The sequence below is a fragment of the Solimonas terrae genome (assembly GCF_011067135.1).
Taxonomy (GTDB): Bacteria; Pseudomonadota; Gammaproteobacteria; order Nevskiales; family Nevskiaceae; genus Solimonas; species Solimonas terrae.
The window spans coordinates 123,904-139,840 of sequence record NZ_JAAMOW010000002.1 but is presented as its reverse complement, the minus strand read 5'-3'; the positions used below and the strand labels follow the sequence as shown (position 1 = coordinate 139,840).

Sequence of the window (15,937 nt, the reverse complement as noted above, 5' to 3'; positions counted from 1 at the left end):
CTCGGAGAATGGGGGTGATGATCAGGCGCGCGCGGCTTTCGCGGCGGCGATGGCGGGCATGACGTCATCGACGATGCGGCGCAGATACGGCCAGGCCAGCGCCGGCGGCAGGCCACCGCACAGCGGACTCAGCGGCAGGCGACCCCAGCGCAATGCGCTGGCCGCGGCGTCGCCGACATCGAGCACGCGATGCGCGCGGTTCTCGGCTCGCAGCGCGGCAACGCTTTGTCCCTGCGACAGGCTGGTCGTGCCGTGACGGGTCGCGGCGTTCCAGCGTGCGTAGACCGTCGCGTCGGCGAGCAGGTAGTCGCCGACCTCGCGCCAGCCCTGTTCGACGTCGGGATGCACGAAGACCATGCCGGGTACGTCGCCGTGCGGCAGCACGCAGCTGCCCGGCTCGAATCCGGCCGCGCGCGACGCCTCGATGTAGGTCTCGCGCAGGCCGGGTGCGTCGGCCTGCGCGAAGAAGCCGAGCCCGAAGCGCCCGGCGCGGCGCGCGGCAGCCGGCGTCGCCCCGCCCCAGGAAATGCGGGCGCGAAGGTCGGCGAACGGTGCCGGTGTGACGCGCGGCATCCGTGTGCACGCGCCTGCGTCGTCCAGCGCGCGCAGCAGGCGTTCGAGTTTCGCATCGGCCAGCGCGCCGCGTTGCGCGAAGTCGAGCCCGTAGAGTTGGTATTCGACCGGCCGGTAACCGATGCCGAAGATGTAGCGGACACGGCCGCCACTGAGGTGATCCAGCGTGATCATGTCCTCGGCCAGTCGCAGTGGATCGTAGAACGGCAGCAGCGCGGCACCGATCAGGATCGGCGTGTTGCGGGTCACCGCCGCCACCGCGGCGGCCAGCATCAGCGGAGACGGTGAATAGCCGTCTTCGGCAGCGTGGTGCTCGGACAGACCGATGATGGCGCAGCCCTTGTCGTCGGCCCACTGCGACATCTCGATCACCGCACGATGCTGATCGGCGATTTCCTGCGGCGTCTTGCCGGGCACGCGCAGATCGAAGCGCAGCGTGTACATCTGACGGGTTCTCCGAAGTCCGTTGCCGATGCTGCGGGACAGCGAACACGATGGGCAATCGAATTCGATGGCGATCGCGGGCCGCAATGTCGGCAGACAGCCTTGCCGTGGGCCGACGCGTACGCGCGGCACGGCGCAGCGCGACGGGCCGCCTAGTCCGCTGAACCGGATGAATGGCACCGAAGACCCCGTTCGCCCCGAGTGCCGCGCGCGGAGCGCGCGGTGTATCGAGGGGCTGGCGCACTGACGACGCGCAGCGGTCCCTCGATACGTTTCGGCTCACGCCGAAACACTCGGGACGAACGGAATCCGATCACGGTGCGAACCAAGTGGTTCGGACTAGGAGTCGAGTCGGATACCGCCGAGCGAACTGCCGCCCGCAAGCCCCTGCTGGGTCGGGATCCGCTGCCGGAATTCGCGCGGGGTCACGCCGGTCGCACGACGGAACGCGTAACAGAAGCTCGACGGCGAGGAGAAGCCGAGCGAGTACGACACCGCCTTGACGCTTTCGTCGCGCAGCAGCATGTGCTTGGCGTGATCGATCCGCGAGCTGGCGACATAGCTGCCGATCGAGCAGCCGCGACTGGCACGAAAGCCGCGCGTGAGCTGGCGCACGGACAGTTTGCACAGCTCCGCCAGCTCGGTCAGCGTCGGTGCGTCGCGAACTTCGCGCAGGCGCTCGTCGATCAGCCGCAGGCGCCAGGTCGACAGGCCGCCACTGTTGGGTGGTACATCGTTGATACGCTCGCAATAGCGCGCGAGTTCGATGCCCAGCTGTGCGACGAGGAGTTCGACCAGCACCTTGCTCGCGAAGCCCGGATGACGCGTCTCGTGCGCCAGCCGGAGCAACAGTGCGCGGACATTGCTGTCGCGCACGTCGAGGCTCGCTTCGAGCCGGCGATCGTTCCACAGCAGTTCTTCCGGCATCGCATCCGGCTTGACGTGACAGAGGATGGAAGTCTGCGACGACGCACCGTCACTGCGTGCCTGCATGGTTTCGTGCGGTGGCAGCACGTAGACCTTGCCGAGCCGCTCGAAACGATGCGGATTCCAGTGCGTGTGGTAGCAGCCGCGCGCATTGCTCGGCCGCGGCGTCAGCGACAGGTCGATGCGGTAGTCCTCGCCTTCCGGCAGAACGCCGGCGGCAGGCCCGAAGACATCGAAGCGGACGAGCTGCGCCGTCGCGAGCGGCACGCGAATCTCGGCGTCTATGCTCATTTCGGCAAACGCACGTCCCATCGCCATTTCTCCTCTGCAGCGCCGGTCTCGAGGCCGGCATTTCTCGATATTACCGCATGGGGCCGGTTCGGGAATGTCTTGTTTCCCGTTCTACGTCCACAATTCGACACTGTTGTGCATTGTGGCCGGCTTTTCCACTGTTGAAACTAGAGAAAACATGGCATTGGCTGCCACCGGCTCCGTGCCCGCAGGTCCGGTGGCGAGACGCCGCGCCGGCAGCCGGTCGTCGGCGCGAGCCGCCTTCACCCATCCGCAAGAGGATTACCGGCAATGACAGATCCATCCGCGACCGCCAGCACGCCGCCGGCCGGACCGACGCCGCTGCTCGCGCTGGGCATGACGGTCAGCGTCATTCCGCTGATCGGCGGCTACATCGCGCTGTGCGGCGTGCTCGGCAATCACGAGTTCTATACCGGCTTCCTGTTCCTGCTGTGCTGGACCGGCTTCGAGCAGGGCAAACTCGCGAAACTGCCGCACAGCGCGCTCGGCAGTGCCTTCGGGCTTGCACTCGGCCTGGCGCTGAAGTTGCTGGTCGGGGGTCCGCTCGGCACCGCCGGCGGCTACCTGTTCGGCCTGCTCGCGCTGTCGGTGGTCTATCTGCACATCCTCGGCCGCGGTTCGCTGCTGATCAATTTCAGCTGCATGACCTTCCTCGCGACGATCACGATTCCGCACGTCCAGATGCACGGCGATTTCGCCGGCATGACGATCGCGCTGCTGATCGGCATTGCCTACTTCGGCACCATTCTCGGCACCATCGAAAAGATCAGCGCACGACGCGTGGCAGCGGGCGCGTGATCGGCATGGCGCAGCGGACGGTCCACGGTCGCTCGCGGACCCAGGCTCGATCGCCGTCGCCAGCTCGCCGACGAGCCGGCCACCAGGCGCGGGCCGCAAAAGCGGCTCCCTGAACGCCCAGCCGGGGCACGACAAGGCCTTGCGCCATAATGTACACGCGTGTACATTAAAAGCTGCAGGGACGTTATCCCGCATAGACGCGACAGGGCGGGCAGCAGGCCCGGCTTGCCGGACGCCATAATTGGCGTCATGATTCTGACACTAAATTACAAGTGACGAGGAGATGGCGCGATGCTCAGAGGCAATATCGGCCCGCCGGTTTTCGCTCGCTGGTACCCGCGCTGCGCGCCTCAGGACGACGCAGGACTTCCTTCTTCTCACCACGTGAAGCGTCCATGAAAACCCCATCACGCCTCGACTTCGCCGGCATCGCCCGCCGCACCGCGCTGCTCTGTCTGACCCTGTTCGCGACGACCGCCGGCGCGGCGGCGGCGACCGGTGCGGCGGCACCTGCAGTCCAGCTCGACGAGCACCAGTCGGGTACCAAGTACTCGACGCTGGCGCAGATCAACACGGCCAACGTCGCCAACCTGGAAGTGGCCTGGCAGTACCACACCGGCGAGACGCCGCCCAAGGGCCTGAAGAATGCACTGGTGGCCTTCGAGGACCAGCCCAGCATGATCGACGGCAATCTCGTCGTCTGCACGGTGTCGCGGCGCCTGATCGCACTCGACCCGCAGACCGGCAAGGCACGCTGGACCTTCGACCCGAAATCGAACGTGGACCGCTACCAGAAGTGCCGCGGCATCTCGCACTGGGTCGACAGCGCGGCGGCCGATGGCGCGGTCTGCAAGTCGCGCATCTTCCTCGGCACGCTCGACTACCGGCTGCTTGCCGTCGACGCGAAGACCGGCAAGCTCTGCGACGGCTTCGGTGATCACGGCATCGTTGCGATGCCGCCAAGCGAGAAGCCGCTGTTCGCGGGTGAAGTCGTGGCGACCTCGAAGCCGGCGATCGTCGGCGATGTCGTCGTCGTCGGCTCGGCGATCGGCGACAACCAGCGCGTCGATGCCCCGAGCGGCCGCGTGCTGGCCTATGACGCGCGCAACGGCAAGGCGCTCTGGCAGTTCGATCCGGTGCCGCACGATCCGGCCGATCCGGCATCGAAGAGCTGGACCAAGGGCAGCGGCGACGGCTACGGCGGCGGCAATGTCTGGGCCAACATGTCGGTCGATCCGGCGCTGGACCTGGTCTACCTGCCGACGACCAGCCCGTCCAGCGATTTCTTCGGCGGCGGCCGCGGCGGCAACAACAACTACACCTCGTCGATCGTCGCGCTCAAGGGCAAGACGGGCGAAGTGGCCTGGCATTTCCAGTTCGTCCATCACAACGTGTTCGATTACGACACGCCGTCGGAGCCGCTGCTTGTCGACTACCCGCAGGCGGATGGCACGACGGTGCCGGCGCTGGTGCAGAACAACAAGACCGGCCTGATCTTCGTGCTCGATCGTGCGACCGGCAAGCCGCTGGTGCCGGTCGTCGAACGGGCGGTGCCGCAGACTGGCGCGGTGCCGGGCGAGAAGCTGTCGCCGACACAGCCGTTCCCGGTCGGCATGCCGACGCTGGCGCCGCAGCACTTCTCGCCGGACGACGCCTGGGGCTTCACGCCGATCGACCGCTGGCTGTGCAAGCGCAAGATCGAGCAGTACAACTACGGCACGATCTTCTCGCCGCCAAGCGAGAAAGGCACGATCTTCTCGCCGTCGGTCGGCGGCGGCCCGAACTGGGGCGGCGGCGCCTACGACCCGCAGAGCCACATCATGATCGTGCCGTCGAACCGCGTGCCGACGATCGTCACGCTGGTGCCACGCGACCAGGCCGATCTGGCGAAATCGCAGAAGGTCGAAATGGGCGGCGCGATGACCTTCGACGTGGCCGGCTCGCAGTGGATTCCGAAAATCCAGCCGCTGCTGTCGCCGCTCGGCTCGCCCTGCTCGGCGCCGCCGTGGGCGGCGCTGACCGCGGTCGACATCGTCAAGAAGAAGATCGTCTGGGAAGTGCCGCTCGGCAGCATCGACAAGCTCATGCCGTTCCAGCCGCCGGCCTGGGCGCACTTCGACACCAATCTCGGCACGCCGGGTGCCGGCGGCCCGCTGGTCACGGCCGGTGGCCTGGTGTTCATCGGCTACACCCTGGACGACAGCCTGCGCGCCTTCGATCTGAAGACCGGCAAGGTGTTGTGGAAATCCGATCTGCCGGCCGCCGGCATGGCGATTCCGGTCACATACGAGGTCGACGGCACGCAATACGTCGTCATCACCGCCGGCGGCCACAGCATGTACGGCTCGACGATGGGCGACTCGGTCGTCGCCTACCGCCTCAAGAAGTGAAGGGCCGGCTTGTACGCTAATTGACACGCGTGTACATTAACGTTTGACCCATTCTGCGGTGGCGTCGCGCGACGATCGCGACGCCACCCCCTTTCCGAAGCGCACTCACCAAACTCCCAAGAGGCCAGATCATGTCCAGCTCGACCGTCCAGTGGGATCCGTACAACGCCGACCTCGTCCCCAATCCGTATCCGACCTACAAGCGCCTGCGTGACGAAGCGCCGCTGTACTACAACGAGGAATACGACTTCTACGCGCTGACCCGCTATGCCGATGTCGAGCACGGTTTGCGCGACAAGGAGAACATGAGCTCGCATTACGGCGACATCCTTGAATTCATCAAGGCCAAGTCGCGGATGCCGGACGCGGTGTTCATCCATCAGGATCCGCCGATCCACTCGGCGTACCGCAGCCTGATGCAGCGCATCATCACGCCCAAGCGCATGCTCGGCATCGAGCAGGAGATCCGCAAGCTGTGCGCGCGCAGCCTCGATCCGCTGGTCGGCAAGGATTACTTCGACATGATCGGCAACCTCGGCGCGGAAGTGCCGATGCGTGCGATCAGCATGCTGCTCGGCATTCCCGAGGAAGATCAGACCGCGATTCGCGAATCGGTCGACGCGCGCATGCGCACGGAAGCCGGCAAGCCGATCGACTTCGCCAAGCAGCAGGATCTGCAGGCCGAAGCGCTCGGCAATTTCGAGGAATACATCAAGTGGCGCGAGAAGAATCCGTCGGACGACATGATGACGGAGCTGCTGACCGCGGATTTCAAGGACCCGTCGGGGACGACGCGCAAGCTGACGCGTGACGAGATCAGCGCGATCGTCAACGTCGTCGCCGGTGCCGGCAACGAGACGACCAACCGCCTGATCGGCTGGATGGGCAAGACGCTCGCCGAACATCCGGACCAGCGTCGCCAGATCGCGCAGAACCCGGGCCTGATTCCGCAGGCGATCGAAGAGCTGCTGCGCTTCGAACCGCCCGGTCCGTTCATGGCGCGGTATGTCACCAATGACATCGAGTACTACGGCAGGAAGATTCCGAAAGGCAGCGCCCTGATGCTGATGGTGTCGGCTGCCAATCGCGACGAGCGCCGCTTCGCCAACGGCGACAGCTTCGACATCAACCGCGAACAGCGTCCGCACATGACCTTCGGCAACGGCATTCACGTCTGCATCGGCGCGCCGCTGGCGCGTCTCGAAGGCCGCGTGGTGATGGAAGAACTGCTGAAGCGCTTCCCGGAATGGGAAGTCGATTACGAAAACGCGGTGCTGTCGTCGACCTCGACCGTGCGCGGCTGGGATTCGCTGCCGGTCTGGGTCGGCTCCAAGCCCAAGGGCGCCGTCGCACCGAAGCGTGCCGCCGCACCGGAGCCGGAAGTGGCTTCAGGCCCGGTGCCGCTGGAAGGCAAGTGGAACGTGGTGGTCAAGGGCCCGACCGGCCCGCAGCCGGCGGTACTGACGCTGGCCAGGAGCGGCGACAGCTTCACCGGCGAACAGACCGGCGACGGCTCGACCTCGCAGATCCAGGACTTCAGCTACGACGGCAAGCAGATCTACTGGGTCAACAGGATCACCAAGCCGATGAAGCTGAAGGTCGAGTTCAAGGGCGAGATCAACGGCAACGTCATCACCGGCAAGGCCAAGGCCGGCTTCATGGGCTCGTATCCGTTCACGGCGACCAAGGCGTAGTCAGGGCCTGACCATGCCGAAGATCGTCTTCATCGAGCACAACGGCAAGGAACACGTGGTCGACGCCACGGTCGGCAAGAGCATCATGCAGACCGCGCTCGACCACAGTGTTCCCGGCATTCTCGGCGACTGCGGCGGCGAATGCTCCTGTGGCACCTGCCACTGCTACGTCGCCGATCCGGCGTGGCAGCAAAGGCTGCCGCCGATCGCCGAGAACGAAGAGGTCATGCTCGAAGGCACGCTGCATACCGAGGCCAACAGCCGGCTTGGCTGCCAGCTCAAGGTCACGGAGGAATTCGACGGTCTGGTGCTGCGTCTGCCGCACAGCCAGGTGCTCTGAGAAACGGCCCGGACATTGCGACAATGTGCGGGGCAGTTCCGATAGACTGCCCCGCCCTTCGGCCGCCACGCCGGAGAAGCGTCACCGTCACAGCTGCAAGCCCATTCCCCATTTCATATCGCAACGGATTTCGAGTACCTGAAGATGCCGAAGATTCTTTTCATCGCCCATGACGGCAAGGAACATCTGGTCGACGGCGCGTCGGGCCAGAACCTCATGCAGATCGCGACCGACAACATGGTGCCGAGCATCCTCGGCGACTGCGGCGGCGTCTGTTCATGTGCGACCTGTCATGGTTATGTCGATCCGGCGTGGATCGACAAGCTCGGCCCGAAGTCCGAGGAAGAGGAAATGATGCTGGACGGCGCTCTGAATACCGAACCGACCAGCCGCCTGACCTGCCAGATCGTGATGAACGATGCGCTCGACGGCATCGTCGTGCGTCTGCCGGCCAGCCAGATCTGAGCGAACCATGCGCCGCCGCGCCCTGCTCCTGCTGCCGCTCGCCCTGTTGCTGGGCGGCCTGGCGCCGTCGGTGTTCGCCGACGATGGCTGGAAACTGGAAAAGGATGCCGACGGCATTCGCATCGAGTCGCGCGCAGTGCCGGGCTGGAAAATTCACGAGATGCGCGGCACGGTGCAAATCGATGCACCGCTGTCGGCCGTGGCGGCCGTGATCGACGACGCATCGGCGATCCCCAGGCTCAACGATGTCGTCGCGCACGCTGAAGTCGTGCAACGCACGAGTGCGACCCGTTACCGCATCTACGCGGCGATGAAGATGCCGTGGCCGGTCAGTGACCGCGACATCGTCAATCAGCGCGAGATCAAGCTGGACCCGGCCACTCACGGCGTCACCTTCGTCGACACCGCCGTGCCGGATGCCGAGACGCACAAGGACTACGTGCGCATCGTCAAATCGCGGCAGGAATGGCGACTGACGCCGACAGGCGACGGCCGGACCGACGTGCAGATCCAGCTGCTGTCGGACCCCGGCGGCATCCCGTCCACGCTGATCAACGCGATGTCGGTCAGCTCGCCGTTCAACACGCTCGGCAATCTCCGCAAGCTCGCCGCACAGGCACCGTACGCCGGCGCAAAACCGGCGTTTCTCGCGACGCCGCCGTCGTCCGCTTCCGCCGGCCGGTAGCGAGCGCCGTGACGACCGCATCGACCGCGGTCCAGCCCCGCTCCGCTTCGGGAACAAGCCGGCATGAGGATTGACCGAACACGACTGACGCGCGAGGGCCTCCCCTTCCGCTGCCAGATCGCAACCCGTTTTTCCGATCTGGACGTCATCGGCCACGTCAACAACGTGGCCGCCGCGGCGATCCTGCAGGAAGGCCGCAACCGCTTCATCCACCATTGCGAGTTGTTCAAGCTCGCGCACGCGCAGCTGGTGGTGGCCTCGACGCTGATCGAATATGCCGACGATCTGCTGCATCCGGCGCCTGTCGACGTCGGCGTCGGGGTACTGGAGATCGGCCGCAGCTCGCTGCGTCTCGGCCAACTGGCCTGGCAGGGCGAGCGGCTGGCTGTCTATGCGGAGATCGTGCAGGTCACGCGCGACGAACGCGGCGCAGTGCCACTGCCGGACAGCTGGCGCCAGCGCCTCGACGCGATGCGCATCAAGGCCGACTGAACGTATGCGAACCGCGGCTTCAACGGCCGCCCATCGCGGTCCAGACGGCGTCCGGAACCGACGTGAATTCCAGATAGTGGCCGAGCGTGTCGCGCGCGTCGGCGTAGATGAATTTCAGGCCGCTGGCCGTGCCGCCGCGGTAGACGACAGGCAGCCCTTGTCGCTCGACTTCGGCAAGCGTCGCATCCCAGTCGAAGCTGCGCATGCAGACGTGATGGAAGCGCAGCCCCCGCACCGGCAGCGCGTCGCGATACAGATCGACCGGGCCGGACACCGGCTCGATCAGTTCGTACTGCAGATCGCCGATCCAGATGAACGCGATCCGGTTCACGGCGATACCGCTGCCGTACGGTGTCCAGACTTCGGTTTCGGCCTGGAAGTATTTCGCGTCGGCAACGCCGTAGCGACGACGGAAGATCGTCAGCGCCTGCTCGATGTCGGGCGTGACGTAGGCATTCTGATAGTGGTTTTCGAGCAGCACACTGATACTCCCGGCAAAGCGCTGACAGGTATTCGATCTCTCGCCCCTCGGCGCCGTCGCGGCGCGACCCGGGCACGGGCACTCGTTGCGATCGTAGCCCTAGGCTTCCGCCTCGACGTCGTAGCGCGACGAATAGCGCTCGAACATGCCACGCACCTGATCGACCGTCAGGCCGTATTGCGCAAGCTTGTATTCGTGGCGACCGAACTTGTCCTGCGGATTGTCGGCGAGCCAGCTCGTCATGCTCGCCTCGGCTTCCGCGCTGTAGTCGTCGCCGAGCGACTGGTACAGCGCGCGCGTGGTCTCGATCGGATTGCGCATCAACTCGCCGTAATGCACGTCGATGACACGCTCCTCGCCGAACCTGTCGCGGAAATCCATGATCCGGTTGGCATGCTCGACGGCCTGCCACGCGCAGTTATCGCCCAGCCATTTCGCGTCGACACGTCCCATGAAGGCCTGATGCGACAGCGACAGCAGGCTGCAGAACGAGCCGGTCGCGGTCAGCGGATCGCGATGCGTCCACACCAGGCGCGCGTCCGGGTAGACCTTCAGCAGCGTCTCGATCCACAGCGCGTGCGACGGCTGCTTGAGGTTCCAGACGCCGGGTGCGTCGGCCTGCAGCAACTGCAGGAAGCGCCGGTGGTATTCGTAGGTGGAGCGCAGGTCGGCCTGCCCGAACAGCCAGTCGCGGTAGTTCGGCAGCACGCCGCGAGATTCCCACATCAAGGCCTTGAAATCGGCGTGGATGAAGAACATGCACTCGTTCGGATAGATCGCCGAATTGCGGTAGTACTTGCCCATCTCCGGACGCGCCGCCAGCATCGCCTTTTCCTGTTCAAGCCGTGCAAGGGCGCGCGGATCGCGATACAGCATCGCGCGGGTCGGCGGCGGCACCGGATCGTCGATCTCCCAGGTCAGCGGCGAGCGCCGATGCGGATCGGCGGCCAGCAGATTGCTCAGCAAGGTGGTGCCGGTGCGTGGCACCCCGAACACGAACACCGGCCGCTCGACCGGACGCTGCAGCAGTTCCGGACGCTGCTCCAGGTAGGCGTTGACCTTCAGGCGCGTCGACAAGGCCCCGACCACGCTGCCGATCAGCCGCTGCATGCCGGACTCGGTGTACTGACAGGCGTTGACGTCCCTGAGAAAGACGTCCAGCCCCTCGCGGAAGCTCTCGCTGTCGAAGCGCTCCAACCCCGTTGCCTTGCGGGCCTGCTCTATCAGTTGCTCGGCAAGCAGTGTCTGCGCCATGTCCGTTCCCTCTCGATGATCCGTTTCGGCCACCGGCGGCCATCCGGGCAAATGATCTTCGACCGCAGGCGAAAGGCATGCAACGTGATTCGCATGCGATCAGCGGACACAATGTCGCAGTCGGGCCGCCATGCCGCTCCGCATGGACGGATGACGGGCACTCGGCGATGCTCCGCACCACAAGCCATTCCGACTGTCGGCCGATGAACAAGAAAACGGACCAGAAAACGCGCATCCGCAACCCCACGCAGACCCGCGCCAGACTGCTGCAGGCGACGGTCGACCTGGTCGCCGAAAAAGGCGCGGACGCGCTGTCCCTGAAGGAAGCGGCACGCATCGCCAATGTCAGCCGCGGCGTCGCCTACCAGCATTTCGAGGATCGCGACCATCTGCTGCGCGAAGCCAGGGCCTGGCTGTCCGATCGCCTGATCGAGTCACTTGAAGGCGAGCGCGATCCGGACTCGACCGAAGATCGCGTCTATCGCTCGGCTCGGCTTGTCCTCAACAACCGCGAGGCCTCGCGGCTGATGCTGATCGACGCGATGGCCGGCAAGGAACTGACGCCGGATCAGCCGCTGTACAAGCTGCTGATAGCGTCGCTCGAGCAGTTCACGGCGAGCGGCAACGCACGTCCGGACATCGACCTCGAGATGCTGCCGTTCATCCTGCTCGGCTCGATCGCATCGCTGATCATGCTCAGCTATCAACACAACAGTGATGTCGACAGCCTCGCGCGTCGCTTCACGGACGAATACGCGCGCATCCTGCGCGAAGGCATCATCGCCCCCAGGGCGCGGGCACCGGCGCAGCCGAAGACACCGAAAAAGCGGGCCTGAAGGATTTGCCCGGCGAGCCACCGTATTGCCCGAACGCGCAATCAGTGGTGTTTGCATGCGCACTAATAGACAGATGTGTCCATTATAGTTAGCATAACGCACCTGATAACGGTTCGATAATCCGGCGGGGCACGAGCCACCGACGGCAGCAGAGGAGAGCAGCTTGCCAGTCCTGTCCAGGCGACCATCGCAATCGACGTCGACGGAGTCGCGTGCACGCGGCGCCAGCGCGGACACGACGGCCGGGCTTGTACACAGCACTGTTGATTCATACCTGCTCGCGGCCCGGATCGGCGTCTCCGGGCGCCGGATCTCGGGAGCAGGACACAACGCCGGCACCACGGCAGACACGAAGATGGAAACCAACCGGTACCCGGTCGTCGGGCAGCCTGCCGATGCGGGCGCGATCCGGTGATGAACAGCTGACTCGAGCGGTAGACAAGAAAGCCGGACACATGCACGGCGACGCAGCCGGGCAACCAGGAATTTCGGGAGAGAGGGAAAAACATGAAGAGAATCGTAATCGCCGCAACGATGACGGCTGCCGCCAACATCGCCTATACCGCCGGCGCTGTTGCGCAGGCGCCTGATACGGCGCAGACCAGCACCGCACCGGAGGCCACCGACATGACGGACATGTCGGACGCGTCGAGTTTCGCGCCGGCCGATGGCGGCACGACCGACACCGCCGCTGCCCCGGACGGCACGGCCGGTGGCGGTGCCGCCAGCACCGACGACGCAGCCACGGCCGGTACAACGACCGACGCCGCGGCGGACGCCGGTGCCGCGACGACCGATGCCACGACGGCAGCGCCGGCCGCGCCAGCCGCCGGCACCGCTGCACCGCTGGACGTGATCGCGCTGCCGCAAAGTGCGCCGGCACCGGTACCGAAGGCTGCGGAGGACAAGCAGCCGGGTATCGCCGAGGTCATCGTCACCGCGCAGCGACGCGAACAGAGCGCGCAGGACGTGCCGGTCTCGGTGACCGTGCTCGATCAGCAGCAGCTCGCCAATGCGAACATCACCAACTCTGCCGACCTGGCCACCTACACGCCGTCGCTGCAGACCAACCAGCGCTTCGGTCCGGACAGCGCGTCCTTCGCGATCCGCGGCTTCACGCAGGATCTGCGCACGACGGCTTCCGTCGGTGTCTACTTCGCCGACGTGGTCGCCCCGCGCGGTCAAAGCTCGCAGACCTCCGGCGACGGCGCCGGCCCCGGCGAGCTGTTCGATCTCGCGAACGTGCAGGTCCTCAAGGGTCCGCAGGGCACCCTGTTCGGTCGCAACACCACGGGTGGTGCGGTCCTGCTGGTGCCGAAGAAGCCGACCGATGTCTACGAGGGCTATCTCGAAGCCTCGGGCGGCGATTTCATGATGCGCCGCATCCAGGGCGTGCTGAACACGCCGCTGACCGACAACTTCAAGCTGCGCTTCGGTGTCGACTACAACAAGCGCGACGGCCATCTGAAGAATTTCACCGGCATCGGTGCCGACAAGTTCGGTGACGTCGACTATGTCTCCGGCCGCATCAGCGCGCTGTGGAACATCGCGGACAGTCTCGAGAACTACACGATCTTCACGTACGCGGACTCGAACACCAACGGCACGCCGTCGCAGCTGTATCAGTGCAATCCGAGCCCGGCCGGCAATCCGTTCTACGTGTTCTCGGCCGCCCCGTGCCGCCGCCAGCTCGCCGCACAGGCCGCCGCCGGCAAGGACGGCTTCTACGACCTCGCGAGCACGATCGCCACCCCGGAGAGCAATCTCAAGGAATGGCGCGCGATCAACACCACGACCTGGGACTTCTCGGACAACGCACACCTGAAGAACATCTTCTCGTATGCGCATCTGCGCACCGAGGCCGGCAACGACATCTTCGGCACCACGTTCAGCTACACGGTGGCCGGCATTCCGGTCGATCCGAATCCGGACCGCGAGTTCAAGATCGGCGTCTCGGCACCGGCGCCGGATGAGCCGGTCACCAGCCAGGAAACCTTCGTCGAGGAACTGCAGCTGCAGGGCACCTCGTTCAACGACGCCTTCGAATGGACCACCGGCGCCTACTTCGAGAAGAGCCTGCCGGACGGTTTCTCGGGCAACAACTCGATCGCCCTGATCTCCTGCAACCTGGCCAGCATCGAAGGCCCCCCGTCGGGTTACAACTGTTACGACCCGCTTGGCGGCGTGCTCGGCGGCGTGCTGACACAGCACTTCAAGACCACGTACCTGAACCGCGCCGTCTATGCACAGGGCACGTACAACTTCACCGACAAGTTCAGCACGACGATCGGCGCCCGCTACACCTGGGACAGCACCGAAGGCTACGGCATCAAGGATCGCTATACCTACCTGCTGAGCGTGCCGCTGGCGCCGAAGGAGCAGATCACGACGCCGAAGACCAGCAGCCAGGCACCGACCGGGCAGGTCGAGTTCTCGTACAAGCCGGTCAAGGACGTGATGGGCTATGCCAAGTACGTGCGCGGCTATCGCCAGGGCAACGTGATCCTGGCGGCCGACCCGGGCATCGATACCTTCGAGCCCGAGCACGTCAACAGCTACGAAATCGGCCTGAAGACGACCTACCGCGGTTTCATCCCGGGCCGCTTCAACGTCGCGGCGTTCTACAACGATCTGACGAACCAGCAGCTGCAGTTCGGCTACGTCTCGCCGACGGCGCAGACCACCACGACGATCGCCAACGCCGGCAAGTCGCGGATCGCCGGTGTCGAGGTGGAGTCGTTCATGCAGCTGGCGCGCGGCCTGACCTGGGCGGTCTCGTACTCGTACCTCAACACCAAGCTGATCAAGGCCGAGGATCGTACGGCGGAAGTCACCGCGGCCGGCGCGATCCCGGGCACGGCAACGCCGATCGCGGTGCAGGGCGACACGCTGCCGTTCGCGCCCGACCACACGGTGGTGACCTCGCTGACCTACACGCTGCCGCTGCCGCCGGAAATCGGTTCCATCGATCTCGGCGCCACCTACGTGTACACCGGCAAGCGTCGCTCGTCGGCGTCGGGCTCCAGCCCGGATGCGGTGCTCGATCCGTTCGACCTGCTGAACGTCAACGTCAACTGGTATTCGATGTTCAACAGCTCGTTCGATCTGTCGCTGTTCGGCACCAACGTGCTCGACGAGAAGTACATCACCTACGGTTCCGGCACGTACTACACGCTCGGCTTCGACTCGCGTCAGGTCGGCCTGCCGCGCATGTACGGCGCACGCCTGCGTTACAGCTTCGGCATCTGATAGCGCCTGCAACCTGACCAACCCGCTCCCCGCGTCATCGGGGAGCGGGTTTTTTTTGGCCTGCGGTGTCTGGCGCTCGTCATTGCGTCCGCTTGTCGATACTGCTGCGGCTTGAGGGCCATTGCCCGCTGATCGACACTAGTCCTCCAACCTGCAAGCCGGCCCACGCGCCCGGCACGATCCGGAGATATGCATGGCCAAGGGCCTGTTCGACCTCAGTGGCAAGGTGGCGGTGATCACCGGCGGCAACAGCGGTCTGGGACTCGGCTTCGCGCGCGGCATCGCCAGGCAGGGCGGCGATGTCGTGATCTGGGCACGCAATGCCGAAAGGAATGCCGCCGCCAGGCAGGAACTCGAAGCGCTTGGCGTGCGCGTTGCGACGCGGCAGGTCGACGTGTCCTCGGAACAGCAGATCGTCGATGCCTATGCCGAGGTCATCAAGACCTTCGGCCGCGTCGATACCGTGATCGCCAATGCCGGCCCGCCGCCGGCCTCGCAGTCGTCGCTCACCTTGTCGACCGACGACTATCACAAGTTCCTCGATGTCGCCCTGCACGGCGCGTTCTACACGCTGCGCGAAGGCGCGCGGGCGATGGTCAAGCGTGCCGAGGCCGGCGAGCCCGGCGGCTCGCTGATCGCCTGCGGCAGCCTGTCGATGTTCAAGGGCCTGGCCGGCAAACCGCACTACGCCGGCTCGAAGGCGGCGGTCGGCGCGATCATCCGCGGCATGGCGGCCGAGTTCGGCAAGCACGGCATTCGTGCCAATGTCGTCGCGCCCGGCTACATCAAGACCGGCATGACCGGAACTGCCGACGAGCTCAGTGCGCTGGACAAGTACATGCTGGTCAAGAACGCGATTCCGCGGCCTGGCTACATGTCCGATTTCGAAGGCATCGCGGCATTCCTTGCCAGCGATTCGTCGTCCTTCATCACCGGCGAGACCATCACGGTCGACGGCGGTGCCATGGTCATGATGTAAGCACCGGCCGCGCCGACA

Annotated in this window: 13 protein-coding genes and 1 pseudogene; 10 read left to right on the top strand and 4 right to left on the bottom strand. The window is 65.4% G+C overall.

All coding sequences use genetic code 11. The features are described from left to right. Positions 1–21: 21 nt before the first annotated feature. Together G7Y85_RS04240 and G7Y85_RS04235 are read right to left on the bottom strand one after the other, a co-directional pair. Positions 22–1,017 carry an LLM class flavin-dependent oxidoreductase gene (locus tag G7Y85_RS04240; RefSeq protein ID WP_166252299.1) on the bottom strand — a complete coding sequence of 332 codons (996 nt, stop codon included), beginning with the start codon at positions 1,015–1,017 and terminating at the stop codon, positions 22–24. Between the two features lie 339 nt (positions 1,018–1,356). Next, the gene (locus G7Y85_RS04235; RefSeq protein ID WP_166252296.1) at positions 1,357–2,256 is read right to left on the bottom strand and encodes a helix-turn-helix transcriptional regulator; all 900 of its coding nucleotides are present in this window, start codon (positions 2,254–2,256) and stop codon (positions 1,357–1,359) included. A gap of 270 nt (positions 2,257–2,526) precedes the next feature. On the opposite strand from G7Y85_RS04235, the gene G7Y85_RS04230 reads away from it, so the two are divergent. The 7 genes and pseudogenes from G7Y85_RS04230 to G7Y85_RS04200 all read left to right on the top strand — a co-directional run bounded on the left by G7Y85_RS04230 (position 2,527) and on the right by G7Y85_RS04200 (position 9,120). Further along, positions 2,527–3,054: a hypothetical protein gene (locus tag G7Y85_RS04230; RefSeq protein ID WP_166252293.1), complete on the top strand. Its 528-nt coding sequence runs from the start codon at positions 2,527–2,529 to the stop codon at positions 3,052–3,054. 395 nt (positions 3,055–3,449) lie between these two features. Continuing rightward, positions 3,450–5,444: a pyrroloquinoline quinone-dependent dehydrogenase gene (locus tag G7Y85_RS04225; RefSeq protein ID WP_166252290.1), complete on the top strand. Its 1,995-nt coding sequence runs from the start codon at positions 3,450–3,452 to the stop codon at positions 5,442–5,444. A gap of 131 nt (positions 5,445–5,575) precedes the next feature. Beyond that, a pseudogene (locus tag G7Y85_RS04220) lies at positions 5,576–6,769 on the top strand (cytochrome P450); the annotation flags it as partial. A 382-nt stretch (positions 6,770–7,151) separates the two neighbouring features. Continuing rightward, positions 7,152–7,478 carry a 2Fe-2S iron-sulfur cluster-binding protein gene (locus G7Y85_RS04215; RefSeq protein WP_166252284.1) on the top strand — a complete coding sequence of 109 codons (327 nt, stop codon included), beginning with the start codon at positions 7,152–7,154 and terminating at the stop codon, positions 7,476–7,478. 144 nt (positions 7,479–7,622) lie between these two features. Further along, positions 7,623–7,943 carry a 2Fe-2S iron-sulfur cluster-binding protein gene (locus G7Y85_RS04210; protein WP_166252281.1) on the top strand — a complete coding sequence of 107 codons (321 nt, stop codon included), beginning with the start codon at positions 7,623–7,625 and terminating at the stop codon, positions 7,941–7,943. Positions 7,944–7,950: 7 nt separating this feature from the next. Further along, positions 7,951–8,628 carry an START domain-containing protein gene (locus G7Y85_RS04205; RefSeq protein WP_166252278.1) on the top strand — a complete coding sequence of 226 codons (678 nt, stop codon included), beginning with the start codon at positions 7,951–7,953 and terminating at the stop codon, positions 8,626–8,628. A 63-nt stretch (positions 8,629–8,691) separates the two neighbouring features. Further along, positions 8,692–9,120, top strand: coding sequence for an acyl-CoA thioesterase (locus G7Y85_RS04200; protein WP_166252275.1), 429 nt, complete (start codon positions 8,692–8,694; stop codon positions 9,118–9,120). A gap of 19 nt (positions 9,121–9,139) precedes the next feature. On the opposite strand, the gene G7Y85_RS04195 is transcribed toward G7Y85_RS04200, so the two are convergent. After that, entirely contained in the window at positions 9,140–9,601 is a 462-nt protein-coding gene (locus tag G7Y85_RS04195; protein ID WP_166252271.1) for a VOC family protein, read from the bottom strand. A 99-nt stretch (positions 9,602–9,700) separates the two neighbouring features. Next, positions 9,701–10,855, bottom strand: coding sequence for a sulfotransferase family protein (locus tag G7Y85_RS04190; RefSeq protein WP_166252268.1), 1,155 nt, complete (start codon positions 10,853–10,855; stop codon positions 9,701–9,703). Between the two features lie 203 nt (positions 10,856–11,058). On the opposite strand from G7Y85_RS04190, the gene G7Y85_RS04185 reads away from it, so the two are divergent. The 3 genes from G7Y85_RS04185 to G7Y85_RS04175 all read left to right on the top strand — a co-directional run bounded on the left by G7Y85_RS04185 (position 11,059) and on the right by G7Y85_RS04175 (position 15,919). After that, positions 11,059–11,691, top strand: coding sequence for a TetR/AcrR family transcriptional regulator (locus tag G7Y85_RS04185; protein ID WP_166252264.1), 633 nt, complete (start codon positions 11,059–11,061; stop codon positions 11,689–11,691). A gap of 507 nt (positions 11,692–12,198) precedes the next feature. Continuing rightward, the gene (locus tag G7Y85_RS04180; RefSeq protein ID WP_166252261.1) at positions 12,199–14,940 is read left to right on the top strand and encodes a TonB-dependent receptor; all 2,742 of its coding nucleotides are present in this window, start codon (positions 12,199–12,201) and stop codon (positions 14,938–14,940) included. 193 nt (positions 14,941–15,133) lie between these two features. Then, positions 15,134–15,919: an SDR family NAD(P)-dependent oxidoreductase gene (locus G7Y85_RS04175; RefSeq protein ID WP_166252258.1), complete on the top strand. Its 786-nt coding sequence runs from the start codon at positions 15,134–15,136 to the stop codon at positions 15,917–15,919. The last annotated feature ends 18 nt before the right edge of the window (positions 15,920–15,937 follow it).

Excerpts from the sequence above, each read along its gene's own strand:
- G7Y85_RS04240 (WP_166252299.1), bottom strand. The coding sequence starts at position 1,017 with ATGTACACGCTGCGCTTCGATCTGCGCGTGCCCGGCAAGACGCCGCAG.
- G7Y85_RS04235 (WP_166252296.1), bottom strand. The coding sequence starts at position 2,256 with ATGGGACGTGCGTTTGCCGAAATGAGCATAGACGCCGAGATTCGCGTG.
- G7Y85_RS04230 (WP_166252293.1), top strand. The coding sequence starts at position 2,527 with ATGACAGATCCATCCGCGACCGCCAGCACGCCGCCGGCCGGACCGACG.
- G7Y85_RS04225 (WP_166252290.1), top strand. The coding sequence starts at position 3,450 with ATGAAAACCCCATCACGCCTCGACTTCGCCGGCATCGCCCGCCGCACC.
- G7Y85_RS04215 (WP_166252284.1), top strand. The coding sequence starts at position 7,152 with ATGCCGAAGATCGTCTTCATCGAGCACAACGGCAAGGAACACGTGGTC.
- G7Y85_RS04210 (WP_166252281.1), top strand. The coding sequence starts at position 7,623 with ATGCCGAAGATTCTTTTCATCGCCCATGACGGCAAGGAACATCTGGTC.
- G7Y85_RS04205 (WP_166252278.1), top strand. The coding sequence starts at position 7,951 with ATGCGCCGCCGCGCCCTGCTCCTGCTGCCGCTCGCCCTGTTGCTGGGC.
- G7Y85_RS04200 (WP_166252275.1), top strand. The coding sequence starts at position 8,692 with ATGAGGATTGACCGAACACGACTGACGCGCGAGGGCCTCCCCTTCCGC.
- G7Y85_RS04190 (WP_166252268.1), bottom strand. The coding sequence starts at position 10,855 with ATGGCGCAGACACTGCTTGCCGAGCAACTGATAGAGCAGGCCCGCAAG.
- G7Y85_RS04185 (WP_166252264.1), top strand. The coding sequence starts at position 11,059 with ATGAACAAGAAAACGGACCAGAAAACGCGCATCCGCAACCCCACGCAG.
- G7Y85_RS04180 (WP_166252261.1), top strand. The coding sequence starts at position 12,199 with ATGAAGAGAATCGTAATCGCCGCAACGATGACGGCTGCCGCCAACATC.
- G7Y85_RS04175 (WP_166252258.1), top strand. The coding sequence starts at position 15,134 with ATGGCCAAGGGCCTGTTCGACCTCAGTGGCAAGGTGGCGGTGATCACC.